Origin of the sequence: Aquabacter sediminis (assembly GCF_028863665.1) — a bacterium.
Taxonomy (GTDB): domain Bacteria; phylum Pseudomonadota; class Alphaproteobacteria; order Rhizobiales; family Xanthobacteraceae; genus L1I39.
Genome location: NZ_JARBFX010000008.1, coordinates 47,059 through 71,639, shown reverse-complemented (window position 1 = coordinate 71,639; position 24,581 = coordinate 47,059). Strand labels below are relative to the sequence as shown.

Here is a 24,581-nt window from a genome sequence, read left to right as displayed (position 1 = left end):
TCGCTTGGTCGAGGCTTGGCGGAATGAGATGTGACTGAGGTCTAGAAGGTGCCCAGCGCCTTCAGCAGGCGGGCCGGCGTCATGGGGATCTGGCTGATGGACGCGCCGAAGGGGGAAAGCGCGTCATTGACCGCATTGAGCGCAGCGGCCGAGGCGGCGGCGGTGCCAGCCTCGCCGCACCCCTTGGCGCCCAGCTCAGTGTCGGCGGTGGGCGTCTCCACATGGTCGATCAGGATGTCGGGCATCTCGCACGACATGGGCACGAGGTAATCCGCCAGCGAACCGTTGGTCAGCTGGCCGGCCTCGTCATAGCGGCATTCCTCGAAGAAGGCCGCGCCGAGCCCCTGCACCACGCCGCCGCGCACCTGCTCTTCCACCAGCAGCGGATTGATGATGCGACCGCAATCCTCAACCACGAAGTGCTTGAGGATCTTGACCAGCCCGGTTTCCACGTCGACTTCCACATGGCTGCCATGGATGCCGTTGGTGAAGGCGAAGGGATATCCTTGCGGAGCGAAGTGGTGGGCGGCGGTCAGCTGCGCGTCCGTGCCCTTCGGCAAGGTGTCGGAGCGGAAGTAGGCGATGCGGGCCACTTCGGCGAGCGGAATGCGGGGCTGGCCACTCGCGCGGTCCACCACCTCGCCATTTCGCAAGTCGAGGTCCTCGCCCTTGGCCTGGAGGATGGTGCCCGCCAGCGCGAGCACCTGGCCTTTCAGCTTCTTCGCCGCCTGGAGGGCGGTCTCGCCGCCAATGCCGGCGCCCCGGCACGCCCAGGTGGCGCCGCCATGGGGGGTAACTTCCGTGTCGCCGGTGATGACGCGGATCCCCGTCTGCGGCACGCCCAGATGATCGGCGACGATCTGGCCGATAATGGCTTCCGTGCCCTGGCCCTGCTCGGTGACGGAGATGAGGCAGCGCACCTCGCCCGACGGCGTGATCTTGAGGATCGCACCGTCCTGCGCCGAAATGCGCGCGCCGCCCACGCCATAGAAGGCCGGGCTCGGATTGGTGATCTCCACGAAGGCGGCAATCCCGATGCCCCGATGCACGCCTCGCGCCCGCGCCTCAGCCTGGTCGATGCGCAGGCGCTCATAGTCCATGAGCGCCTTGAGCTTGGTGAGGCAGGCTTCGTGGGAGAGGCGCTCGAACTGATAGCCGGTGGCGGAGGTGCAGGGATAGGCGTCGTCCGGGATCAGGTTGCGCGAGCGGATGGCGAAGGGATCCAGCCCGGCTTTCGCCGCCGCCAGATCCACCAGCCGCTCGGTGACCGCGCAGGCGATGGGGTGGCCCACCGCGCGATACTGGCTGGTCTGCACCTTGTTCTGGAACAGCACTTTCAGGTCCGCCTGGTAGCCCTTCAACCGATAGGGTGCACCGATGAGGCGGATCACCTGGTTGCCCTCCACCGCGCTGGTGCGGGGATAGGTGGAGAAGGCGCCGATGGCGGTCTCATCCTCCACCTGGAAGGCGAGCAGGGTGCCATCCTCGGCCACGGCGGCGCGGGCCTTCACCCGGTGGTCGCGGGCATGGATGTCGGAGACGAAGGCCTCCGTGCGGTCGGCGGCGAATTTCACCGGCCGGCCCAGCAGAATGGACAGGCCCACCACCGCCATGTCCTCGTGATAGACATGGAGCTTGATGCCGAAGGAGCCGCCCACGTCCGGCGCCACCACCCGCACACGGGATTCCGGGATGCCGTAATGGCGGGAATAAAGGTCCTGGAACTGGTAGGGCGTCTGGGTGGCGTGGTGGACGGTGAGGCGTTCCTCGCTCGGATCATAGTCGGCGATGATCGCGCGCGGCTCCAGCGTCACGCCCGTATGGCGGCCGAAGGTGAAGTCGCCTTCCACCACATGGGCGGCCGAGGCGAAGAGGTCCGCCACGTTTCCGGTGTCGAGGCCTGCGCGGAAGCACATATTGTCGGCCAGCTCCGCGCTCACCCGCGCCCCGCCGGCCTCCTGCGCCATGTCCAGATCGGTGACGGCGGGCAGTTCCTCGAATTCGACCTCCACCAGCTCGGCGGCATCTTCCGCCAAGGCGCGGGTGTCGGCCACCACCGCCACCACCGCCTGGCCGGCCCACACCGCGATCTCCACCGGCAAGGGAAGCTGGGGCGGGGACTTCATGCCCTTGAAATGGTCGAGCGTGCCCACCCAGGGCGTGCAGATGGGGGCCAGGTCCGCCCCGGTCGCCACGAGCCGCACGCCGGGGGCGGCGCGGGCGGCTTCCGCATTCACCGACAGGATGCGCGCATGGGCGAAGGGGCAGCGCACGAATGCCGCATGCAGCATGCGCGGCAAGGTGATGTCGGTCACATAGCGCCCGCGCCCGGCGAGCAGGCGCTTGGCATTGGGACGGGGGAGGCGGGCGCCCACATGGCCGGATCCGGCCCCGTGGGGGCTGTCATGACCGGGGGCATCTTCACCGGTGGGGGAGAAGGGCGCGTTCACGGCTGCACCCCGTCGTCCTGGAGGACGCTTGACGGTCGGCCGCCACAGCATCGCGTCCGTGCCGCGGTCGCCACCGCATCCACAATGGCCTCGTAGCCCGTGCAGCGGCAGTAATTGCCGGAGAGCGCGTCGCGGATCTCCTCCCGGCTCGGCGCCGCGTCCACGCGCTCCAAGAGCGCATGGGCGCTGACCAGCATGCCGGGCGTACAGAAGCCGCATTGCAATGCGTTGCGGCCATGAAAGGCCGCCTGGAGATCGGCGATGGCGCCCCGTTCCGCGAGGCCCTCAACCGTCTCGATGCGACACCCTTCCGCCTGCACGGCAAAGACCAGGCAGGAATGAACCGCCTCATCATTCATCATGACAAGGCAGGCGCCGCACGCGCCCATCTCGCAGCCGGTATGGGTGCCGGTCAGCTCCAGGTCGAAGCGCAGGAAATCGGCAAGGGTCGTGCGCGGCGCCACGAGACGGGAGACCTCGGTGCCGTTCACGGTGAGCGATACGGGGACGGGCGCGGTCATGACTTGTCCCTCATGCGCTGGAGAAGGCGGCCGAGCAGCACCCGCGCCAGATGGCGGCGCATGGCGGCGGGCACCTCCTCGTCATCCATCGGGTCGAGATCCTCATCGAGGGCCCGCTGGGCGTTGGCGATGGCGGTGGCGTCGAGCATGGAGCCGATGAGCGCCCCCTCCGCGCCTTTCGCGCGCACTGGCGTCGCGCCCACGCTGAAGAAGGCGATGCGAAGCGCTTCCACATGGCCCTCGGCCGAAAGGCGGCCCTGGAGGCCGGCGCCCACCATTGCATAGTCGCCGCGTCGCCGGGCCAGCTCGTCCATGGCGATGAGGGTCCCGGCGGGGGCGGGGGGCACCAGGATGGCGGTGACGATCTCGCCCGGCTCGACGGCGGTCTGATAGAGATCGAGGAAATAGTCATCGGCCGGCACCTGCCGGAAACCCGCCAGTCCGAAAATCTCCACCCGCGCGTCCATGGCCAGAAGCATGGCCGGGAATTCGGAAGCCGGATCCGCCAGCGCGATATTTCCGCCGATGGTGCCGCGGTTGCGGATGGCCGGGTGTGCCACATGGGGCGCGGCTTCCCGCAGCAGCGGGGCATGGGCGGCAATCAGCGGGTGGGTGAGCATGTCCGCATGGCGCGTCAGAGCGCCGATCCGCAAGGCTCCGTCCTCCAGCATCACGCCGCGCAGGGTGGTGATGCCTGCCAAGTCGATGAGCACGGTGGGCGCCTGGAGGCGCAGGGCCAGCGCCGGCACCAGGCTCTGGCCGCCGGAAATATAGCTTGCCTCGCCGTCGGCTTCGGAAAAGCACGAGACGGCCTCCTCCAGGGAGTGGGCACGGACATAGGTGAAGGCGCGGGCTTTCACGCGGGGCAACCTCGGCGGCGTTTCCAGATGGGTCTATTTGTGACCACTTGGTCTAAAGCTAGGGGCGAGCCTTGATCTGTGTCAATGAAAAAAGACCACTTGGTCACTTCTGCCTTATGCGCTATCCCAGGATGCACCGGGGCATCTGCACGCGCTCCGGCGACCTGGCGCGCGGCGCGCAGTGGAGGCAGTCCTTGCCGCAAGAAGACCGGCCCGTTTCGTCACTCCCGGCTCCTGGCGTCGCCAAGGCAAAGCCCGCGACGTCACAATCCGGGCCGCTGCCACCCGCCCCGCGCTCCCGCCGCCGCAACATGAGGGCGCCGGACCGCGAAATGGCGATCCTGGACGAGGCTGTGCGCTTTTTCGCGGAGCATGGATTCGAAGGACAGACGCGCGAACTGGCCAAGCGCATGGGCATCACCCATTCGGCCATCTACCGGCACTTTCCCAGCAAGGAAGCGCTGATCGAGCGGGTCTACGAGCACGTCTATCTCAGCCGGTGGAGTCCGGACTGGGAAGGCCTCATCCGCGACCGCACCCGCACGGTCGAACAGCGCCTGACCCAATTCTACCTGGAATATGTCGAGCGGGTCTTCGACTATCACTGGGTCCGCATCTTCGTCTTTTCGGGGCTGAAGTCGTTCGACATCACCAAGCGCTACCTGGCCATCGTGAAGTCGCTGATCGTGGTGCCCGCCTGCCTCGAGCTGCGCCATGAACTGCGTTTGCCGGGGCCGGACGAGATCCCGGTGACGGAGCGGGAACAGGAACTCTTCTGGGGGCTGCACGGGCGCGTCTTCTATATCGCCATCCGCAAGTTCGTGTACGGAACGCCCACGCCCGATCCTGTGGCCCTGGACGACGTGATTGCCGATGCCGTGCGCCAGTTCATGACCGGATCGCCGCCGGTGCTGAAGACGGTTCTGGCCGAAGCGCGCTCAGACCTTCATGCCCGCCGGACGGCACAGGCCACGCCCGCCGGGGTCTGAGCGCTGCCCGCCGGCAGGCCTGCCTGTGCGCGCCGCCGGTTCCTGCTAAAAGATGGCGACCGCCGCTGGTTCGTTCGGCGGCCTGCGAGGAAGCTGCCCGTGACATCCCCCATGCCGGCCCGCCCCGGCGATGCGCTCCCAGAGATCGATACCCCCGCTCTGCTGGTGGACCTCGATGCCCTCGATGCCAATATCGCGCTGATGGCGGCCCGCGCGCGTGCCGCCGGCGTGGCGCTGCGGCCCCACGGCAAGACCCACAAGAGCGTCGCCATCGCTCGCCGCCAGCTCGCCGCCGGCGCCGTGGGCTTGTGCTGCCAGAAGGTGTCCGAGGCGGAAGCCCTGCTGCCGAGCGGGGTGGAGGATCTTCTGGTCTCCAACCACGTGGTGGGCGCACGCAAGCTGGAGCGCCTGGCCGCGCTGGCGGGCAAAGTCCGGGTGACGACGCTCGCCAGCGACATTGGCCATGTGGGGATGCTGTCCGCCGCCGCCGTGGCGGCCGGGGTCACCATCGACATCCTCATCGAGATCGATGCGGGCGATGCCCGAATGGGCCTCCAATCGTCCGACGCTCTTTTGCCATTGGCCGAGGCGATTCACGGCGCGGCGGGGCTCCGGCTGCGGGGCATCCAGGCCTATAATGGTCCCATGCAGCATGTGCGCGGCGCCGCCGAGCGCGCCCGCGCGGCCCATGAAGCGGGCGAGCGGGCGGCGGAGGCCCGCGCCCGCATCCGCGCCGCCGGCCTGCCATGCCCCCTCGTGACCGGTGGCGGCACCGGCAGCTTCGAAGCGGATCTGGCCAGCGGTCTTCTGAATGAGATTCAACCGGGCTCCTACGTCTTCATGGACGTGGACTATGCCCGCAATCTGGATGCCGACGGCGCCCCCTATCGGCCCTTCGCCCAGAGCCTGTTCGTGCTGGCCGGTGTGCTGCGTACGCCCGCGCCGGGGCTTGCCTATGTGGATGCCGGAGCGAAAGCGCTGAACCTGGATTGCGGCCCGCCGGCTGTTGCCGACCGTCCGGAGCTCGCCTTCACCAAGGCGAGCGATGAGCAGGGGCGCATCGAGGCGGCGGAAGGAGCGGCGGCACCGGTCCTGGGCGAGCGGCTGCGCCTCGTGCCGTCCCACTGTGATCCCAACGTCGCCCTTTATGACTGGATGGTGGCCGTTCGGGGCGATCTCGTGGAGGCGGTCTGGCCCGTGGATGGGCGCGGCTGCCTCACCTGATCGTGTCCCGCGCTTGGTGCGCGTTCAGGCGCGCACCATGTGATTGTCGAAGCGCGGGCCGCCGGTGCGGCGCTCGACAATGCCGACCCCTTCGTCGACAGCGATGAGGATGACTTCGCCATAACCGCTGGTGGCGAGGAACCGGCCAGCATCCGCCGTTCCCGCAAGGCCGCATCCGTCCACCAGCGGCACCGCGCCCATATAGCGACCGTCCCGCCGCCAGATGGAGATCCGTCCGCCGCGCGGGCTGGAACAGGCGATGAAGGTGCCGGAGGCATCGAAGGCCACCGAGCCCACATAGCCGCGCAAGGCCAGAAGCTCCCCTTCCGGCGCCTCGAACGGGGTGAGCTTGCCGTCCGGGCCGATGGAAAAGAGGAGAGGCCGGGACACGCCGTCTTTCAAAAGGTCCTGGGCCGCCACCACGATGCGGCCGGCCTCGTCGCGCGCGAGATGGCGAAGCGAAAGGCTGGCGAGGTCGGCGGAAAGCTGGCCCTCGCCGCGTGCCGCGCCCGTTTCGGGATCGAGCAAAGTGATCGTGCTGCCCGTCACTTCGGCGTCGCGCGCTTCCGGCGTGTTGGGCTCGATGCCGCCATTGGCCACCACCAGATGGGGGCCGTTGCGCATGAGGTCATGGGGGCCGTCGCCTCCGGTGCGCCACTCATCCACGATCTCGAACCCGCCCGCCACTGTGCGGACCGCCACGATGCCCCGGCCCATGGTGCGGGTGGCGCCGTCCTGCGCGGGCCGCTCGATCTCATTGGTCAGGAAACGCGTGCCATCGGGTGAGAAGCGGCCATGGCCGGAGAAGACGCGGCCCGCCCCCGGCCCGAATTCGGCAACCTTGCCACCGTGGGTGCGGTCGAAGACCAAAGCCACATGACCGGGCCGCCGGCCCACGGCCACGGCCAGGGGCCCGCGCGGGCTTGCCTCAATGCCGTGCAACCGGGCGGTGGAGGGCGCGCGCTCCTGCGCCTCGAACCCCGCGCCCACCGCGAAGGCACCGAAGCCCTCGCCAATGCCGGCCGTGGTCATCCAGCCTTCGTCGAGCGCGTGAGCCTGCGCATGCAGCTGGCTCTGTGCCATGGCGAAAGTCGGCGCGAGGACAAGGCCGGCGGCCGAGCCGGCGAGAAAGGCGCGGCGGTTGAGGGCCATGGCGCGCGGCTCCCTCAATCCCCGTCCAGGGCATTGAAGCCCAGCGAAATGCCGAAATAGGATGCCACGGGGCGATACACCGTGAGCTGGGCCGCCTTGAAGACCTTGATGTCCGCGAGGATCTTGTTGGCGCTGTCATTGCTCTGGGCGGCGACGCCGAGATCGGCGGGAAACTCGGCGGCCGTCTTGTCGGCGGCGGCGGCGGCCTTGTTCACCACCCATTGCGGGCGGCTCGGCATCTGCTTTGCGATCTCTTCGAGCAAAGCATCCGCGCTCTGGATCATCACCTTCACCACCTGGCCCGATCGCCCGGCGCGCCAGCCATCGGCCATGGTGGGCCGAGCGCCGTCGGGATTGGGGCCGAGCACCGGCAGGATCTTGGTGTCGGTGACGCGCTGGTAGGCGCCCGACAGGTCGGTGAGAATCATGCCGGGCAGGGCGCCCACATCGGGAAACAGAGCCGGGTCGCCCTTGCCGGATACGATCGCCGCGAGGACGCCGGTGTTGCGATCTCCCCAGGCGGTGCGGATGTCCTTGGCCATGGTGGCGAGGTTGAGCGCGATGGCGCTGGCATAGGTGCAGCGGCGGGTCGCCTCAGGGCCGGCGGTCAGCTGGGCGGCGGCGCCGTCCTCGAACAACAGCCGTTCAAGAGCCGGGAGGCCCTGCGCCGCGGCGCTGGACTTGGCGAAGCGGTCGGGGGCGAAGCGCGCCATATCCGGGTCCGCCAGCACTTCGGCCATGGCGCGGGCGATGGCGTTGCGGCGGTCCGGGAAGAAATTGAAGCGGTCGGGCCGCAGTTCCTGGCTGGCGGGGCCGAAGGTGACGAACTCCACCGCCGTCCAACTGTCCGCCGCCTTGGCGAAGGCGCCCTTCAGGGCGGGAACGCCCGCATCCGACGGCTTCGCGCAAAAGGCGGTCCAGGCGTCGGACTGGGTGCCTGTCGCGGCCACCAAGGCATCGTAGCGGGGCAGCAGCCAGGTCTCGATGAGGGTCGCCGAGTCAAAGGAGGGGGAGGCGGCCATGGCCGGCGCGCCTGCCGCAAGGCCGGTCCAGGCGAGGGCCGCGAGGGCCAGTCGGGTCAATCTGGTCTTCATGGTTCCACGCTCCCGCACCTCGTCTCGACCGCGCCCCCCGAGGGGATGCCTGATCCTACCACGCTCCGCCCCGCTCACAGGCGCGAGACATAGGCGATGAGTGCGGCCTTCTGCGCCGCGCTCAAGGCCTTGAACCGATCCGCTGCCGACCGCGCTTCGCCGTCGTGCCATGCGATCGCTTCCGCGACGCCGACTGCGCGCCCATCATGAAGAAGGCCCGTCTTTCGCGCCAAAGCCTCGGAGACGCCCGCCAGCGGCGCCGTGCGCCACTGGGCGGGCGTCGCGCCCGGATCGGGCAGCGTGTCGGCGAGGCCCGGACCCATGTCGTGCAGCAGAAGATCGGTGAAGAGCGGTGCCCGCCCGCCATCCTTGGTGGGCAGGCTGGGGCGATGGCAGGTGGCGCAGCCGGTGGCGGCGAACAAAGCGGAGCCCTTGCTGTCATAGGCCGCCCCCTGGGGCGGGCGCTCGGCAGCGGGAACGGGCAGAGCGGCCACATAGGCCACCACCCGGTCGAGCACGGCGCTCGAGATTTCCAATTGGCCCTCGGCCTCAATGCCGTGAGGCGCATTGCGGCAGGCCGGTTGGGCCTCGGTGCAGTCGCCCCAAGGCTCGGGATGGAGCGGGGTGGACATGCCGAGATCAAGGAAAAAGGCCTCGGAGCTTTGCGCCTCCACGGTCGGCTGGTTCGCCTTCCAGCCATAGCGGCCGATCGCGGTGGTGCCGTCCGCAAGCACGATGCGCCGCGCCAGGCCCTTCACACCGTCGGTGCCCCGCGCCTGCTCGGCGGCAATGGCGAGAATGGCTGCGTCGGGTACCTGCTCCAGCAGGCCCCGGCCCCGCAAATCGGGCGCCACGCGCAGGGACATGCCGGTGGCCGCGGCGAGCGGGCCATAGCCAAGGTCGGTGGGCGCCGGCACGGGGCGCAGGCGGCCATCGGGCAGCTTTTCCCACTGCACGGCGAGAATGCCCTCTGGCCGCAGGCCAGGTATGGCATCGATCTGGAGGCGCCGGCCATAAACCGGGTCGCCCGCCCCGCCCGGCTGGCCGAGCACCAGCACCGCGCCGCGACCTTCCAGCTCGCCCTTGCCATTTACCACCATCGCCGCGCGGCCATCGCGGGGATGGCAGGACGCGCAGGAGCGCGCATCATAAAGCGGCCCCAGGCCGTCATCGCCCTTGGTGGAGGCCGGCGCCTGCACCCAGGCGCGATCGAACAGCGCCTTGCCGATGGCCAGGTCCAGCTTGTCTCCCGCTGCGGCGCCGAGAGGGCTGGCCAGGAGCGTGAGGGCGGCAAGGGCGGCACGAAGCCGTGCGCGGGGCGCCATCAGGTCACCCGGAACCAGCCCATGAGACCGGTGTCCATATGCTCGAGGATGTGGCAGTGGAACACCCAGTCGCCGCCCACCGCCTTGAAGGCGAATTGCACGCTCTCGTTGGGCTCAACGATCACCGTGTCGGCGAGATATTGCGGCATCCCCTTCTTCTTGGAGGAGGACAGAACGCGGAAAACGTGACCGTGCAGGTGCATGGGGTGCACATGCTTGGTCACATTGGTGCAATTGACCACATAGGTGGTTCCGGCGGTGAGCTGGCTGAGCGGCGGCGGCAGGCGCAGCGCCTCGCCGGTGGCCCACGAATCCCGGCTGATGGCCCAATGGGTCTTGTCGCCCACGCACAACGAATCCACCAGCGCCTTGGCGAGCGGGTCATTGTCCGGCAGCGGCACGCCGATGGCGGTGGCGCCGGCCGAGACCTGAACCAGGAAGTCGAGGGTCTTGGGGTTCTTCAGGTCCGGCATCGGCGCGGTGGAGGCCGGCAGCGCCTTGGGCTTGAAGGGCGTTTTCTTCAGCCCCTTGTCCACCGCCACCAGGGTGGTCAGCAGATAGGGCTCGCTGGAGCGATAATCATAGACCTTCACTTCCTGGCCGGGGCCGGGCATGCGCACCTGCATGTCCGCCCGCATGGCCGGGCCCATGCGCCAGATGCCGTCGGGCAGATGGTCGACCACCGCAGGCGGCAGGAGCGCCTGGCCGTCCACTGCGATGAGTGCGGCCTCCTCATGGTCGGTGCCGAGATCGATGACGCGGGTGGCATCGGCGACGATGGCGCGCACCCGCACGTCGCCATAGGCCGGCACTTCCACCCGGGGTGGGACGACGCTGCCATTGGTGGCCCGCACGGTGCCGAAGGTGCCGGCAGTGGCGGCGCCCTCATCGGTGCTCATGGCGATCCACTGGCCGTCGTCCCCCAGGCGCCAGTCCTTCACCACGATGAAGCATTCGGCGTCGAAATGGACCTTGCGCTCGGCCGGATCGTCCACGATCAGCAGCGCGAACAGGCCGCGTCCCACCTGGCCGGTCTCGTCGCAATGGGGGTGGAAGAAATAGAAGCCGCCATCGGGCAGCGGCACGTTGTAGCTGAAGCGTCCACCGGGCGCGACCACCTCCTGGGTGAGGGGGGCGACGCCATCGGAGAGGTTCGGCACGCGGATGCCGTGCCAATGCACCGTGGTGGGGTCCGGCAACTGGTTCTCGAAATCCACAGCAAGGCGCGTGCCCCGCTCGAACCGGAAGATCTTGAAGGGGTCGCCGTCATAGGCGCAGAAATGCTTGGTGGCCGGCTTGTCCGCACCCAGAAGGCGGGTCTCGATTTCGCGCGCGGTGAGCGCGATGCGCTTCACCGGGGCGGTCGGGGGCAAGGTATCCACCGAGGGCACCTGGCCGATGGCCGAGGGGGCGGCCGCCACCAGTCCCATGGCGGCGCCGCCCAGCAGCATCCCGCGCCTAGAAATCATCCACCCGCTCCTTAACGTCACCCGCCCCTCCGGCGGGAAGCCGGGGCCCGCGGCGGGGTCCCGGCATGGGGGCCGCCACGGCCCCGTCCTACGTCAATGCGGTCACGCCTTGACGGTCACTTCTTCTTCGCAGCGTCGGGGTTGTCGAGGCTCTCGGAGCCTTCCACCTTGATCTGGATCTTGAGGGCGGCGACGCCGCGCTCAATGGCGTGGGCCTGGGCCACCAGGGCGTCGACGCCGTCCTGGATGAGCTTGTTGCCCTTCGCATTCCCTTCCGCGAGCATCATGTCATAGAACATCTCGCCGCTGTCGGCGGTGTCCTTGATGGCCTTCAGGGCAGCCAGAGCGGCGGCCATCTTGGCGTCGATCTCGTCGGCGATCTTGGCGTCCTTGGCGCGCACCAGGTCCGCCACCGAGGGGCCAGAGAAGGTGGTGCCGTCAATGCGGGTGAAGCGGCCGTAATAGACGTCCTGGATGCCCACTTCGTCATAATAATGGGAGTTGTGGGTGTTGTCGGAGAAGCAGTCATGCTCCTCCTCGGGATCGTGCAGCAGCAGGCCGAGCTTCATGCGCTCGCCGGCCAGTTCGCCATAAGAGAGCGAGCCGATGCCTGTGAAGATGACGGCCAGGCCGGCCTTGTCCTTCTTCTTCAGGAGAGCGGCGCGGGCCTTGCCCTTCGTGCCCCAGTCGTCGGCCATTTCCTTCAGGTCATCAACCAGGGTCTGGGTGGCGACCTTCAGATACTGCGCGCGGCGCTCGCAATTGCCGCCGGTGCAGGCCTTGGTGTCATAGTCGGTCCAAGGACGCTCGCCCGCGCCGCGCTCGGTGCCGTGCAGGTCCTTGCCCCAGAGCAGGAATTCGATGGCGTGCCAGCCGCTCGCCACGTTGGATTCCACGCCCGCGGCGGAGTTGAGATCGTGCAGCAGCTTGGGCGTGATCTTGCTCACGTCCACGGTCTTCTTGCCGATGCGGATGGTCTTGCTGGCGATGATGTTCGCCGCATAAAGCGGGTTCTCGTCGGACGAGGTGCCGCGCGACTTGTCGAGATAGTCGATCAGGCCCTCATCCAGCGGCCAGGCATTCACATTGCCTTCCCACTCGTCGACGATCTTGTTGCCGAACCGGAAGGCCTCCGTGATCTGGTAGGGGTCGCGGGCCTTCTTCCAGGCATCCTTGGCAGCCTGATGGGTCTGCGCGCTCGGATTGGCGATGAAGGCCTCGATGGCGGTCTGCATCTCCTTCGCGGCCAGATAGGAGTTGGTGTACATGGCTTCCGCCTGGTTGGCGTAGCTCACGATCACGTCCCGCGCCTTCGGCCCGGCGGCCTGAGTGGCGGCGGGCTTGGTCTCGGCCGCGACGGGGGCGATGGCGCCCCCGAGCCCCACGGCAAGGGCAAGTGCGGCGGCGGCAAACTTCGCGCGCATAATGGTCTTCTCCTCGACTAGACTTGCGCTGGGCAGGAACAACAACCCGCTGTCCCGCAGAAGGCGCCGCAAATCCGTGGGCAAACTAGCGCTCCAGCCTGTGTGCTCACAAGGTCGCGCGCAAATGATGGAATTATTCCATATTGAAAAAGCAGGTGGGCCGGGTTTGCGCCCTTGCGGGCCGAGGCGGTCCTTGCAGAAGGATTGGGCAAGATGCGCCAATGTGGGTGCGGCTTTGCTCCAGATCACGCATTTTCGTGTTGTCTGTGCCAAGACCATGAGCAGATATACGAGATTATACTTAGGGTAATAAGCGGAAGTGCGGCGCTTTTGCCTTTACGCAAGGAAAGGTGTAGCGCGGGTCGTGTTTCGATGTGTGTCTTTTGGAATGATTATAATTGCGTCGCCGGCAAGTGACAGAGGAGAGCGCTGGGTGTACCAGACAGTAGATGGCAAGTCATTGTCGATTTGAATATTTCTAAACTGCGTACATCCGGCTGTGTCGGGACAGTCGGGGCAGGGCGTCATTAGGGCTCCTTCTCCCGCATTTCCCCGCTCCCGGAGGGTTCACGAGAGGGTTGGCCCATGTTGGCAGCGTTGATCATCGTGTTCCGCGAAGTCCTGGAGGCGGGCCTCATCGTGGGCGTCATGCTGGCGGCTTCCGAGGGCATACGCGGGCGGGGGCTGGTGATCAGCCTCGGCATCGTCGGCGGCGTGGTCGGCTCTGCCCTTATCGCGCTGTTCGCCGAACGCATCGCCAATCTCTTCGACGGCTCGGGCCAGGAATTGCTGAACGCCGCCATCCTCTCCGTGGCCGTGGTGATGCTGGTCTGGACGGTGGTGTGGATGGCCAGCCATGGCCGCGAAATGGTCATGGAAATGAAGGCGGTGGGCCGCGACGTGAAGGAGGGCCGGCGCCCCATCGCGGCGCTGGGCATCGTGGTCGGCATGGCGGTGCTGCGCGAGGGCGTTGAGATTGTCCTGTTCATGTATGGCCTCACCGTCAGCGGCGGCGAGACAGCGGCCAATGTGGCGCTCGGCTTTGCGCTGGGGATCCTCGCCGGCGCGGCGGTGTCCTATGTGCTCTATCGCGGGCTCGTGGCCATTCCGGTGAAGCACCTGTTCAAGACCACCACCATCCTTATCACCCTGCTGGCGGCTGGCTTGTCCGCCCAGGCCGTGGGCATCCTGCAGGATGCCGGCTTCATCCAGAGCCTCGCGGACCCCGTCTGGAACAGCACCTGGCTGCTGGCGGATGACAGCGCGGTGGGCCGGGTCCTGCGCACGCTGGTGGGTTATCGGGCCGAGCCGACGGGCATGCAGGTCATCGCCTATGTGGCGACGGTGGCGGTGATCGTGGGTCTGTCCTACGCGGTGAATGGTCGTATCGCCAAAGCCAAGCAGATGTCCCATCAGGGCGCGAAGCCGGCCGCCGGCGCTGGTCGCGCGGTTTAGGCGTTCGGCTCGAAGGGGAGACCCCCGTCACTGGCCGGCGTCAGGCCGGCCGCTCCAGGGCCCGGCGTGTCGCTTCCGAGAGCGGAGCGGAGAGCGCGCCCTCCGTCATGTCCACCAGATTGGCGATAAAGCCGTCGCGTCCCAGCGCCATGGGGCTGCGCCCGGCCGCGCTGTCGCGTTCGAAATCCGCCAGGGCATAGATGGCCTGGCGCAGGGCAATGGACACCCGGTCGCGCACCAGCGCGCGGGGCAAGGCGGGCAGGATGCGGTGAATGAGGCTGACCACACGGGAGAGACTCTCGTCGTGGCGGTCGCGGGCGATTGTCCAGATGTCGAACTGGTGGCTGGCGTAGAACTGAGCCAGGAAGCCGATATAATTGTTGGATCCCGCGCCATCATTTGTCTGCGCCGCCAGCGGCAGGATGAAGGCTTCCGTTACCCGCCGCATGTCGCCCGCCAGGCCGGCCGCCTCCAGAGCGTCGAGCACCTTCAGGCGGGCATCGTTCACAGCCGACATGCGCTGGTCGAGGATGGCGGTGACCAGCGCTTCCTTCGAGCCGAAATAATAATGGATGGCCGACGCATTCTGCTGGTCGGCCGCGCGGTTGATCTCCCGCATGGAGGTGCCGTCGATGCCGTTGCGGGCGAACAGGCGTTCGGCCGTCTCCAGCAGGTGATCGCGCGTCGACCGGTCGCTGTCGCCCACCTGCTCCTTGTCGGCTGGCCGCGCCCGCGCCGTCCCGGCCGGTCTCCCGCGCCCCGATCCCGGTGGGCGCCCGCGGCCTGGCGTCGATGCCTTGCTCTCGCTCATGGCCGTGGCCCGTTCGTCGGTGAGGTGAAAAGGAGTTGTTGAATTAAAGCATATGAATTAATTTCTCCCCAGCCCAAAGCCGGAGCCCAGAAAACCGGCGGGACGAAGCAGACCGGGGAGGAAAGCAGCATGACGACAGACCAGACCTTTTCGCGCCGCGCACTGGCAGCCGCGGCCTTGGCCGCGCTCGCCATCACTATCTCACCGGCATCGCCCGTGAAAGCGGCCGAGGCCTGCACCACCGACACCGTGACCCTGGTGGTGCCCTATGCGCCCGGCGGCGTGGTGGACCTGATCGGACGCGTCGTGGCGGACGACCTGCGGACCAGCATCGGTCACAATGTGATCGTGGAGAACAAGCCCGGCGCCGGCAGCAATATCGGGACGGCGGCGGTGGCCCGCGCAGCGCCCGACGGGCGCACCCTCATTGTTGCCTCGGCGGCGCACACCATCAATCCGTCCATCTATCCCAAGCAGCCCTTCGACGCGATCACGTCCTTCGCGCCCGTGGGCATGATCGGCGTGGTGCCGAACCTCATCGTGGTGCCGCCGGACTTCCCGGCCAAGACCATGCAGGACTTCATCGCCTATGCGAAGGCCAATCCCGGCAAGGTGGATTTCGGCTCGGCGGGCACCGGCTCCTCGCCGCACCTGGCCATGGAGATGCTGAAGGTGAAGACCGGCATCGACATGCTCCACGTGCCCTATTCCGGCCAGCCCCAGGCGGTGCAGGATATTCTGGGCGGGCGCATCCAGGCCATGGCGCTGACCATGACGCTGGCGCTGCCGCTGGTGAAGGAAGGCAAGCTGAAGGCTCTGGCCATCACCTCAGACAAGCGCTCGGATGCGCTTCCCGACGTCCCCACCGTGGCCGAGACAGTGAGCCCCGGCTTCAACGTGGTGACCTATCTGGCTCTGCTGGCGCCGGCCGGCACGCCGCCCAAGACGGTGGACTGCCTCGCCAAGGCGCTCCAGGCGGGCCTCGCCAAGCCCGAAGTGGTGGCGCGCCTCAAGCCGCTTGGCGCCACCGTGACCCCCTCCACCCCCGCCGAGCTGGGTGCCTTCCTGGAGAAGGACAAGGCCAATTGGGCGGACGTGATCTCCAAGGCCAACATCAAGGTGCAGTGACATGGAAGGGTCGGTGGCCGGTCAGCCGGCATTCGAGACCTATCTGGCGAAGGTGCGGGCCTTCACGCGCGACGTGCTGCGCCCCGCCGAGCCGCAGGTGGAGCGGGAGGATGCGATTCCGGACGAGGTGGTGGACGGCATGCGCCAGCTCGGCCTGTTCGGCATCACCTTGCCGCCCGCCTATGGCGGGCTCGGCTGGAGCATGGAGCAGCAGGTGCGGCTCACGTTCGAGTTCACCCAGGCTTCGGCGGTTTATCGCTCGCGCTTCTCCACCACCATCGGCCTCACCTCCCAGGTGGTGCTGGACTATGGCACGCAGGCGCAGCGCGAACGTTATCTGCCCGGCATGGCGGCCGGGGCCATCACCGGCGCCTTCTGCCTGACCGAGGAGGCGGCAGGCAGCGACGCCGGGGCGGTGGAGACGGTGGCGGTGAAGGAGGGGGACAGCTACGTCCTCACCGGCCACAAGCGCTATATTACCAACGCGCCGGACGCCGACCTCTTCATGATCGTGGCCCGCACGGGGGATGCGTCCTCCGGCGGCAAGGGCCTGTCCTGCTTCCTGGTGGAGCGGGGCGTGGACGGCCTGTCCACCCCGCCCCATGATCGCATGATGGGCCAGCGCGGCTCCCATGTGGGCGAGGTGCATCTGGACGGGGTCCGGGTGCCGGCCTCCGCTCTTTTGGGTGGGGAGGAGGGCAACGGCCTGAAGAAGGCGCTGCGCGGCATCAACCATGCCCGCACCCATGTGGCCGCCACCTGTGTCGGGCAATCCCTGCGGCTCATGGAGGAGGCGAAGGCCTATCTCACCAGCCGTCATCAGTTCGGCCAGCCCATCGGTTCCTTCCAGGCCATGCAGGTTCTCCTGGGCGAGAGCCAGGCGGAGATCGCGGCCGCCCGCGCCCTGGTGCTGGAATGCGCCCGGCAGTTCGATGTGGGTCCCATCCCCCATGTGGAGATCGCCTGCGCCAAGCTGTTCGCCAGCGAGGTGGTGGGACGGGTGGCCGACCGGGTGGTCCAGATGTTCGGCGGCCAGGGCTATCTGGAAGAGCAGGCGGTGGCGCGGCTCTATCGGGATGTCCGCCTGTTCCGCATCTTCGAGGGCACCTCGCAGATCCAGCAGATCAACATTGCCCGCCAAGTTCTGCGCGAAGAGGCGGCCTGACAAGCCCGGAAATGCAGAAGGGCCGGCGGAGACATCCGCCGGCCCTTTTATCTTGAGCGGGATTCAGAAGCCGGAAAAGCTGGCCTTGCGCTTCTCCAGGAAGGCGGCGCGCCCCTCGGCGAAGTCTTCCGAGGTGAAGAGGAGGCCCTGGGCGTCGGCCTCCGCCCGCAGGAAGGGGTCGAGGCCGCACGGATGGGTGGCCAGCATGGACTTGGCCAGGGCGAAGGCCCGGCTCGGCCCGGCGGCAATGGCCGCGGCGTGCTCCAGCGCGACCTCCAGCGCGCGCCCCGGCGGGCTGACGAAATCGGCGAGCCCCATGGCGCGCGCCTCTTCTCCCGTCACGCTCTCACCGGCAAAGACGAGGCGCCGCGTGGCGCCCATGCCGATGCGCCACGGCAAGGTCCAGAGCGCCCCGAGGTCCGGCATGAGGCCCACCTTGTCGAAGGCGCTGGTGAAGCGGGCATCGCTTGCCGTCACCACCAGGTCGCAGGCAGCGGCAAGGGCAAGGCCGGCGCCCACCGCGTGGCCTTCCACCGCCGCGATTACCACTTTCGGGCCGCCCAGCAGCAGGCGGCCGATGCGCTGAAGCCGTTCCACCCGGTCACGCCCGGCGAGGCCTGCGCCCGGGGTCATGGCCGAGAGATCGCCGCCGGCGCAGAAGGTGCCGCCGGCGCCGGTGATGACGATGGCCCGCACCTGCGGGTCCGCCATGGCGGGGGCTAGGGCATCATGCAGCGCTTCCCGCACCGGCGGGGACAGCGCATTGCGCCGTTCCGGCTGGTTGAGGGTGAGCAGGCGCACGGCGCCGCGATCCTCCACGAGAACGGCCTCGGTCCCACTCATCCGCACTTCCCCTTTTTTCGTGTCCAAACCCGCTCAGGGCACCACCACCGCCTTGCCGAGGAACCGCCGCCCGGCAATCTCCTCCATCACCGCCGGAACGCCGGAAAGGCCCTCGACCACCGTCACTGGCGCATCGAGCGCCCCTTCCGCAAGCGCGCGGAACACCCGGTCCGCCGCCGCCGCCAGGACGGCCGGGCGCTGCCAGCGGTAGAAGCCTAGCACCATGCCCAGCACAGCCCGGTTCTTCACCAGGAGCCGGTTGGCGGCAAAGGAGGGGATGCCGCCTCCGGCAAAGCCGATCACCACATAGCGCCCGTCCCAGTCCAGGAGGTTGGCGGCCGCCTCGGCAAAGGCGCCCCCCACCGGGTCGATGATGACATTCACGTCCCGACCGTCATTCACGCCCTGGCAGCGCTCGCGGAAGCCGTCCCCATAGACGAGCGCCGCATCCGCCCCGGCCTGGCGCGCCAGGTCGCAGCGCGCCGCGTCGCTGGCGGCGGCGATGACGCGGGCGCCGTGCCAATGGGCGAGCTGCACCGCGCACAGGCCCACGCCGCCTGCCGCGCCGCCCACCAGGACCGTCTCGCCCGCCTTCACGCCGGCCCGGTCCGTGAGAGCGATCTCAGCCGTCAGCGCCACCGAAAGCCAGGCGGCGGTGCGCACGGGGTCGCACCCGTCGGGCAGGAGGAAGGTCTCGCTGCCGGCGGCGATGGCGCGGCGGGCATGACCGCCGTCATAGAGCAGGGCCGCCACGCGGTCGCCGGGCTTCACATGGGCCACGGCCGGCCCCACCGCCCGCACCCGCCCCACCGCTTCCATGCCGGCGGCGAAGGGCGTGGCGTGCTTGTTCTGGTGGAGATTGCGCACCATCAGCACGTCCACATAGGAGATGCCGGCGGCCTCCACCTCGATCTCCACCTCATTGTCCGTCAGCGCCCGCAGCGCCAATAGGCCCACCGACAGGCCGGAAGGCTCCCCATGGGCGGAGCAGACCAGCGCGTCCACGGTTTCAGATGCCGTCATGGCTCAAGTCCTCGTTGTGATGACGGCGTCGAGCGCCACGGCGCCCTCTCCGGCGGGGCGGACCAGGAAGGGGTTGATGTCCAGCGTCACCAACTGGTCCTGATGGGCGGCGGCGAAGCGTGAGAGATCGGAGAGCGCCCGCGCCAGCGCATCCACATCGGCCGGCGGGGCCCCGCGTGCGCCCTTAAGGATGGCCGCGCCCTTGATGGAGGCGATCATCTCCCGCGCTTCGTCCTGACTGAAGGGCGCGCGCTTCAGCGCCACGTCGTGGAGCACCTCCACCAGCACGCCGCCAAGGCCGAACATCACCATGGGGCCGAAGACGGGGTCCACCTGGACGCCTAATATGGTCTCCACCGCCCCCTTGAACGGCACCATGGGCGCGACAAGGCACCCCTCGATCCGCGCGCCGGGCATGGCAGCGCGGGCGCGGGCCATGACCTCTTCGGCCGCACGCTTTACCGCCTCGGCATCGCCGAGGTTGAGCGCGACGCCGCCAATGTCGGACTTGTGCAGGATGTCGGCGGACAGCACCTTCACCACCACGGGGAAGCCGATCTCCCGCGCCACCTCGACAGCTTCGTCCGGGCTGGCGGCTGTCCGAGCGCCGGGAACGGGGAGGCCGGCAGCGGCGAGGACCGAAAGGGCGTCGTGCTCGTTCAGCGTGCCTGCCGGCAGGGCCGTGGGCGCCATGGGGGCGGGCGGGGTGCGCGCCGGGCGGGGGGCGGACAGCTGCGCCATGGCGGCGGCGGTGCGCACTGCGGCATCCGGCTCGGTGAAAACAAGGCAGCCATCCGCCTCATAGGCGGCGCGCACGGCGGGGGGCGTCGCGCCGGATATGGCAAGGAAGGCGTCCGGGTGGCGGGCGCGCACCTCCTGCCAGACCTTCTGGATGCGGAAGCCGTTCTCCTCCTTGTGGCCGGCGCCCGCATTGAAGGCGACGATGCTGCCGAAATCGGCATCCGCCAGCACCACCTCCACCATGTCGCCGAAGCGGTCCAGCTCGCCCAGCATCTGGCCGGTGACATCCACGGGGTTGCGGGTGCCGGCGAAAGGAATGATGTCGCGAATGCGGGCCTGGGCCTCTTCCCCGAGGGGTGTCGGGTCGAGCCCGCCGGAGACCGCCTCGTCCGCCATCATGACCCCGACGCCGCCGGACACCGTGATGAGCCCGATGGCCGTGTTGCGGGGCGGCCGGCCGACCGCATAGGCATAGCCAAGGTCGAACCATTCGGCGATGGTGCGGGCGCGGTGGGCGCCGCATTGGCGCAGCACCGCGTCATAGACGGCATCGGCGCCGGCGAGGGAGGCGGTATGTGAGGCGGCGGCGGCCGCGCCGGCCTCGGTGCGCCCCACCTTCAGCACGATGACGGGCTTGCCCGCCTCCCGCGCCTGCTCCAGCGCTGCCACGAGGCGCGGGCCGTTCCGCGCGCCTTCCATATAGACGAGAATGACGCGGGTGGCGGGGTCGGCGGCCAGATAGGCGATCCCATCCGCCACTTCCACGTCCGCTTCGTTGCCGGTGGTGATCCAGGTGGAGAAGGATAGGCCCCGATCCTGGGCCAAGTTCGCCACATAGCCGCCGAAGGCGCCGGATTGGCTGACGAGGCCGATGGAGCCTCCGGAGGGAAAGCGCGGCTTGAAGAAGGGGCAGAAGCTGGCGACGAGGCCGGTTTCCAGATTGGCGACGCCCAGCGCGTTCGGCCCGATGACGCGCATGCCGGACCGCCGCGCCAAGGCGGCAAGCGCCGCCTGCGCCTCCTCCCCGGCTCCGCCCATTTCCGCAAAGCCGGAGCTGAACACGACCGCCGCCTTGGTGCCGCGCGCGGCACACTCGTCCAGCGCCTCCAGGACGCCGGAGGCGGGAATGGCGATGATGGCGAGATCCACCGGGCCGCCAATGGCGGCAAGAGAGGGGACCGCCTCATATCCGCTGATGCGCCCGCCCTTGGGGTTCACCGGATACACCGCGCCGGAGAAGTCATATTCGCGCAGCATGGCCACCGGCACGGCGCCGATCTTTCCGGGGGTGGCCGAGGCGCCGATGATGGCGACCGAGCGGGGGCGGAACAGGGGCTCCAGGGACGCGGTCTCGATGACCGGGGGGACAAGGCTCATGGGTTTGGCGTCTTCGCGGTTGGGCGTTTCTTGAATGGGCGTTTCTTGGGCGGACGTGTCTTGGAGGGACGAGTCTTGGGCGGACGTTTCTTGGGTGCGTCTTGGACGGATGACCGGAGAGCGTCCGGCCCCGTCATTTTGGCCGCGCCGGCGGCGGCGTTCGGTAGGCTGGTCCGCCGCACGACGCCGGGGCGGGCATCGTGCGAGGGACGGGCATGGAGCGGCAGCGAGAGGGCCCGCAGGGCAGGCCCTCTCTCCATCCAGGCGAATTTAATACACTCGAATTAAAATGACCTGTCAACGCCCCATGCGCGCCCGCGGCAGCGGGCGCGATCAAGCGCATCATCGTCACCCTTCAGGGGCCTTCGACGGGTGCGGAGCGATGGCTCTTGCGGGGGACGCGACGAGGCCGAACGCTCACACCCTTGCGGGCAAGGAGGCGTGTTTCCCTCGGCGTCCGAACACCTGCTCGCGAGGCATCCACTGGGATGTTTTGCCGGCGCACAAAGCCGTGCACCGGCCTGAGGGGGCGCAGCGACCGCCGCCTCAGCGGGGCTCCATGCCGTCGCGCAGGGCACGCAGGCGGCCATATTCCTCAGGGAAATCCTTCGCCCGCACGATGGCCACCATGCGCAGATGGGCGGTCGGCCCGAAGCGCAGCCACTGGACCACCTTCACATCCTCGTTGCCCGCCGCATCCTTGGCATTGGCCAGGATCTCGAAGCCGGACATGCCGCCGATGCGCAGGGGTTCCGCGCGCTCGATCCGCATGTCCTTCACACCCGTCACCGAGGACAGGGCGCGCAAGGCGAATTGCCGCCGCTCCTCCTCCCGGGGGGCGCCGGGGGCAACGCCAGCGACGAAGAGGGCCTGGTCGGCATTCTCGATCACGTCCTTCGGCCCGTCGGTGAGAACCACCGCCGTATTGCCGATCACCTTCACCGGCCGAAAGCCGGCCATGTCGGCGAAGCGGAAGGGCAGGTCCGCCATCTGCTCCTGGGGCGTGGGCGGCGTGCGATAGGCCAGGGTCTCCAGGGTCTTTCGCACGCTCTCGTCGGTCAGCCCGCCGGGCTTGTCGTCGGCGGCCTGGACGGTGACGAGGACGGTGGCCTGGGCCGTGCCCGCCAGCAGAATCCATTTGCGGGCCGAAACCGCGCCGACGCTCTGCTTGCCGGTCACAAACAGGGTCTTGGCATCCGGCAGGGCCAAGGGGAGCGTGCCGCGGGATTCCACCGTGATGCCCTTGGAGGCGAGCGCCGCGTCGGTGAAGCCCGATTCCACCTGGGCATAGGCCACGGGCGGCATCTCCACCATGAGGATGGCGGCGCCGATGCTGGGATCCTCGAAGCCCGCGAAGGTGGTGCTCTCCACCATGCCTACTGGGGGCACCAGGCCGAAAGAGCTGCCTTTGGGGAAGGTGGCATCGGCAGCCCCGGCGAGACCGCCCGACATCAGGAGGGCGGCGAGAACGAGCGGTAGGCGCATGTGCATCTCCAGAAGGGCCATGTCCCTGTTTAGAACCAATCCCGGCAGAACCATGGCGGCCGGCCGCATCCAAGGGCGGTAAAGGGTGGCGGATGGCGCGATCAGGGGGGCGTCACCCGCCGCAGGGTCAGGTTGAAGCGGCCGGGCTGGCCGATGAGCGTCGAGGTTCCTGGCAGGATGCGGTCGATCCCATGGAATGCCAGGCGTCCCGGCCCGGACAGCAGCACGGCATCGCCAGAGGCGAGGCGGATGGAGCGGGTGGGTGCGCGCCGCTGGCTGCCGCCGATCCGGAACAGGGCGGTATCGCCCAGGGACAGGGATAGGACAGGCGCGGTGAGGTCCTGCTCGTCCTTGTCCTGGTGGAGCCCCATGCGGGCGTCCGGGCCGTACCAGTTGATGAGGCAGGCTTCCGGCCCATAGGGCACGCCCGCCAGTTGGTCCCACAGTTCCGACAGGACAGCGGGCAGGGCCGGCCAGGGCTGGCGCGTGTCGGGATGGAAGGTCTGGTAGCGATAGCCATCCACGTCGGACACCCAGCCCAGCGGGCCGAAATTGCTCATGCGCACGCTGAACGGCTGGCCGGTGCGGGGCATGCGGGGTGTGAAGAGGGGCGCCTGCGCCAGGCCCGCCTCCACCTGCGCCAGCAGGGCAGCTTGCCGGTCCCGGTCCAGAAGCCCAGGCCACCACAGGCAGCCGGGAGCAAGTTCGAGCGTCTGCATCAATCCGTTCCATCGTGGCGCGCCGTTCACCATGGCGCAAGGCCGGGCGCCCCGGAAGGGTCGACTGGCGGGGGAGGAACGCCACGCAGGCCCTCGGTGTTGCAGGCAAGCGGGGCAGGGGCACCCGGACTGCCGGGGCTCGCGGGCGACATGAGGAGATCGCATCATGACGACACGTCTTACCGGCCCGCTTTGCGTGGCCATCCTGGCGGCGGGCACTGTGGGCGCCCTGGCCCAGACCGGCACCCTTGTGGTCCGCGAGCCGCAACCCCTGTTGGTCCAGGCGCCCACCGCCCAGCCGGGTGCTCCGCAGGCCGTGGTCGTGACACCGGCTCAGGGCGTGCTGGTACAGCGCTACATGGTGAGCGCGGCGCCCGCGGTGGTGGTGTCCAGCGGCTACACGCCCGTGGTGGGCGCCGTGCTGCCGGAGACGGTCCAATTGCAGACCTTTGACGCCACGCAGGATTATGGCGGCTTCAATGCGCCCGCCTATCGCTATGTGGTGCTTCAGGACCAGGGCACGGTGCTGGTGGAGCCGGGAACGCGCAAAATCATCCACGTCATTCCCCAGTAAGGGAGCTGGCGCGGACGGGTCTTATTCCCAGCGGTCGCCCGGCTACAGCGCGCCGAGCCCAGTCAGGGTGACGCCTGCGGCCGCCATGTCGGCATGGGCGCGGGCGAGCGAGCCATTGGCATCGATCGCCCGGCACCCTTCCGGGATGACATGGGTGGCAAAGCCGTGGCGGGCGGCATCCACGGCCGACCAGGCAACGCAGAAGTCAGTGGCCAGGCCCATGAGGTAGACGCTCTCAATGCCCCGGTCGCGCAGCGCGCCGGTGAGGCCCGTCGGGGTCACGCGGTCCGCCTCATAGAAGGTGGAATAGCTGTCGATGCTGGGATGCACTCCCTTGCGCACGATCAGATGGGCATGGGGCACGTCGAGCCCCGGGGCGAACGCCGCGCCGGGGCTGCCCTGGATGCAATGGTCCGGCCACAGCACCTGCGGCCCGTAAGGCAGCTCGATCATGTCGAACGGCGCCCGTCCCGCATGGGTGGAGGCGAAGGACACATGCCCCGCCGGGTGCCAGTCCTGGGTGAGAATGACGTTACGGAAAGTTGAGGCGACCCGATTGGCGAGTGGCACAACTTCGTCGCCTCCCGTCACCGCAAGGCTTCCCCCCGGCAGGAAGTCCACCTGAAGATCGACGAGCAGCAAAGCGGCCCGCGGATTCTCGCCGACGGAAGACAGGGCGGCCATAAGGAACCTCGCGGATTCTTGAAAAAGCTAAGGCGCGCCATCTTGCACGCCTTGCGGCGGTCCGGCAC

The 24,581-nt window shown here is 68.5% G+C and carries 21 protein-coding genes; 6 read left to right on the top strand and 15 right to left on the bottom strand.

The features are described 5' to 3' along the window. Positions 1–41 precede the first annotated feature (41 nt). The 3 genes from PV781_RS16750 to PV781_RS16740 form a co-directional block, all read right to left on the bottom strand. Positions 42–2,375 (bottom strand): xanthine dehydrogenase family protein molybdopterin-binding subunit, encoded by a 2,334-nt coding sequence (locus tag PV781_RS16750; protein WP_274776938.1) that lies wholly within the window; start codon positions 2,373–2,375, stop codon positions 42–44. Positions 2,376–2,446: 71 nt separating this feature from the next. Beyond that, positions 2,447–2,971, bottom strand: coding sequence for a (2Fe-2S)-binding protein (locus tag PV781_RS16745; RefSeq protein ID WP_274776780.1), 525 nt, complete (start codon positions 2,969–2,971; stop codon positions 2,447–2,449). Continuing rightward, a complete protein-coding gene (locus tag PV781_RS16740) occupies positions 2,968–3,831 on the bottom strand; it encodes an FAD binding domain-containing protein (protein ID WP_274776779.1) in 864 nt (287 codons plus the stop codon). Before PV781_RS16740 ends, PV781_RS16745 begins: the two co-directional genes overlap by 4 nt. A gap of 311 nt (positions 3,832–4,142) precedes the next feature. Between PV781_RS16740 and PV781_RS16735 the strand changes: the two genes are divergently transcribed. Next, positions 4,143–4,820 carry a TetR/AcrR family transcriptional regulator gene (locus PV781_RS16735; RefSeq protein WP_274776778.1) on the top strand — a complete coding sequence of 226 codons (678 nt, stop codon included), beginning with the start codon at positions 4,143–4,145 and terminating at the stop codon, positions 4,818–4,820. A 99-nt stretch (positions 4,821–4,919) separates the two neighbouring features. Further along, the gene (locus PV781_RS16730) at positions 4,920–6,044 is read left to right on the top strand and encodes a DSD1 family PLP-dependent enzyme (protein ID WP_274776777.1); all 1,125 of its coding nucleotides are present in this window, start codon (positions 4,920–4,922) and stop codon (positions 6,042–6,044) included. Positions 6,045–6,068: 24 nt separating this feature from the next. On the opposite strand, the gene PV781_RS16725 is transcribed toward PV781_RS16730, so the two are convergent. The 5 genes from PV781_RS16725 to PV781_RS16705 form a co-directional block, all read right to left on the bottom strand. After that, the gene (locus PV781_RS16725) at positions 6,069–7,196 is read right to left on the bottom strand and encodes a DUF1513 domain-containing protein (protein WP_274776776.1); all 1,128 of its coding nucleotides are present in this window, start codon (positions 7,194–7,196) and stop codon (positions 6,069–6,071) included. A 14-nt stretch (positions 7,197–7,210) separates the two neighbouring features. Next, the gene (locus tag PV781_RS16720; protein ID WP_274776775.1) at positions 7,211–8,290 is read right to left on the bottom strand and encodes an imelysin family protein; all 1,080 of its coding nucleotides are present in this window, start codon (positions 8,288–8,290) and stop codon (positions 7,211–7,213) included. 74 nt (positions 8,291–8,364) lie between these two features. Next, positions 8,365–9,615: a di-heme oxidoredictase family protein gene (locus PV781_RS16715; RefSeq protein WP_274776774.1), complete on the bottom strand. Its 1,251-nt coding sequence runs from the start codon at positions 9,613–9,615 to the stop codon at positions 8,365–8,367. Further along, positions 9,615–11,084, bottom strand: coding sequence for a multicopper oxidase family protein (locus tag PV781_RS16710; RefSeq protein ID WP_274776773.1), 1,470 nt, complete (start codon positions 11,082–11,084; stop codon positions 9,615–9,617). Before PV781_RS16710 ends, PV781_RS16715 begins: the two co-directional genes overlap by 1 nt. A 116-nt stretch (positions 11,085–11,200) precedes the next feature. Beyond that, entirely contained in the window at positions 11,201–12,508 is a 1,308-nt protein-coding gene (locus tag PV781_RS16705) for an imelysin family protein (protein WP_274776772.1), read from the bottom strand. Between the two features lie 585 nt (positions 12,509–13,093). Between PV781_RS16705 and PV781_RS16700 the strand changes: the two genes are divergently transcribed. Then, positions 13,094–13,963 (top strand): FTR1 family iron permease, encoded by an 870-nt coding sequence (locus tag PV781_RS16700; protein ID WP_274776771.1) that lies wholly within the window; start codon positions 13,094–13,096, stop codon positions 13,961–13,963. 40 nt (positions 13,964–14,003) lie between these two features. Here PV781_RS16700 and PV781_RS16695 read toward each other — a convergent pair whose 3' ends face one another. Then, positions 14,004–14,669, bottom strand: coding sequence for a TetR/AcrR family transcriptional regulator (locus tag PV781_RS16695; RefSeq protein WP_274776770.1), 666 nt, complete (start codon positions 14,667–14,669; stop codon positions 14,004–14,006). A 234-nt stretch (positions 14,670–14,903) separates the two neighbouring features. Between PV781_RS16695 and PV781_RS16690 the strand changes: the two genes are divergently transcribed. Next, positions 14,904–15,902, top strand: coding sequence for a tripartite tricarboxylate transporter substrate binding protein (locus tag PV781_RS16690; RefSeq protein WP_274776769.1), 999 nt, complete (start codon positions 14,904–14,906; stop codon positions 15,900–15,902). A 1-nt stretch (position 15,903) separates the two neighbouring features. Beyond that, positions 15,904–17,067 (top strand): acyl-CoA dehydrogenase family protein, encoded by a 1,164-nt coding sequence (locus PV781_RS16685; RefSeq protein ID WP_274776768.1) that lies wholly within the window; start codon positions 15,904–15,906, stop codon positions 17,065–17,067. A 63-nt stretch (positions 17,068–17,130) separates the two neighbouring features. On the opposite strand, the gene PV781_RS16680 is transcribed toward PV781_RS16685, so the two are convergent. The 5 genes from PV781_RS16680 to PV781_RS16660 form a co-directional block, all read right to left on the bottom strand. Beyond that, entirely contained in the window at positions 17,131–17,910 is a 780-nt protein-coding gene (locus PV781_RS16680; RefSeq protein WP_274776767.1) for an enoyl-CoA hydratase/isomerase family protein, read from the bottom strand. 33 nt (positions 17,911–17,943) lie between these two features. Beyond that, positions 17,944–18,933 carry an NADPH:quinone oxidoreductase family protein gene (locus PV781_RS16675; RefSeq protein ID WP_274776766.1) on the bottom strand — a complete coding sequence of 330 codons (990 nt, stop codon included), beginning with the start codon at positions 18,931–18,933 and terminating at the stop codon, positions 17,944–17,946. Positions 18,934–18,936: 3 nt separating this feature from the next. After that, positions 18,937–21,051, bottom strand: coding sequence for an acetate--CoA ligase family protein (locus PV781_RS16670; protein WP_274776765.1), 2,115 nt, complete (start codon positions 21,049–21,051; stop codon positions 18,937–18,939). A gap of 546 nt (positions 21,052–21,597) precedes the next feature. Continuing rightward, positions 21,598–22,536: a hypothetical protein gene (locus tag PV781_RS16665; RefSeq protein WP_274776764.1), complete on the bottom strand. Its 939-nt coding sequence runs from the start codon at positions 22,534–22,536 to the stop codon at positions 21,598–21,600. 101 nt (positions 22,537–22,637) lie between these two features. After that, on the bottom strand, positions 22,638–23,255 hold the full coding sequence (locus PV781_RS16660; protein WP_274776763.1) for an alpha-ketoglutarate-dependent dioxygenase AlkB: 618 nt from the start codon (positions 23,253–23,255) through the stop codon (positions 22,638–22,640). Between the two features lie 166 nt (positions 23,256–23,421). On the opposite strand from PV781_RS16660, the gene PV781_RS16655 reads away from it, so the two are divergent. After that, entirely contained in the window at positions 23,422–23,829 is a 408-nt protein-coding gene (locus PV781_RS16655) for a DUF1236 domain-containing protein (RefSeq protein ID WP_274776762.1), read from the top strand. Between the two features lie 42 nt (positions 23,830–23,871). Here PV781_RS16655 and pncA read toward each other — a convergent pair whose 3' ends face one another. Next, the gene (pncA, locus tag PV781_RS16650; RefSeq protein WP_274776761.1) at positions 23,872–24,513 is read right to left on the bottom strand and encodes a bifunctional nicotinamidase/pyrazinamidase; all 642 of its coding nucleotides are present in this window, start codon (positions 24,511–24,513) and stop codon (positions 23,872–23,874) included. Positions 24,514–24,581 lie beyond the last annotated feature (68 nt).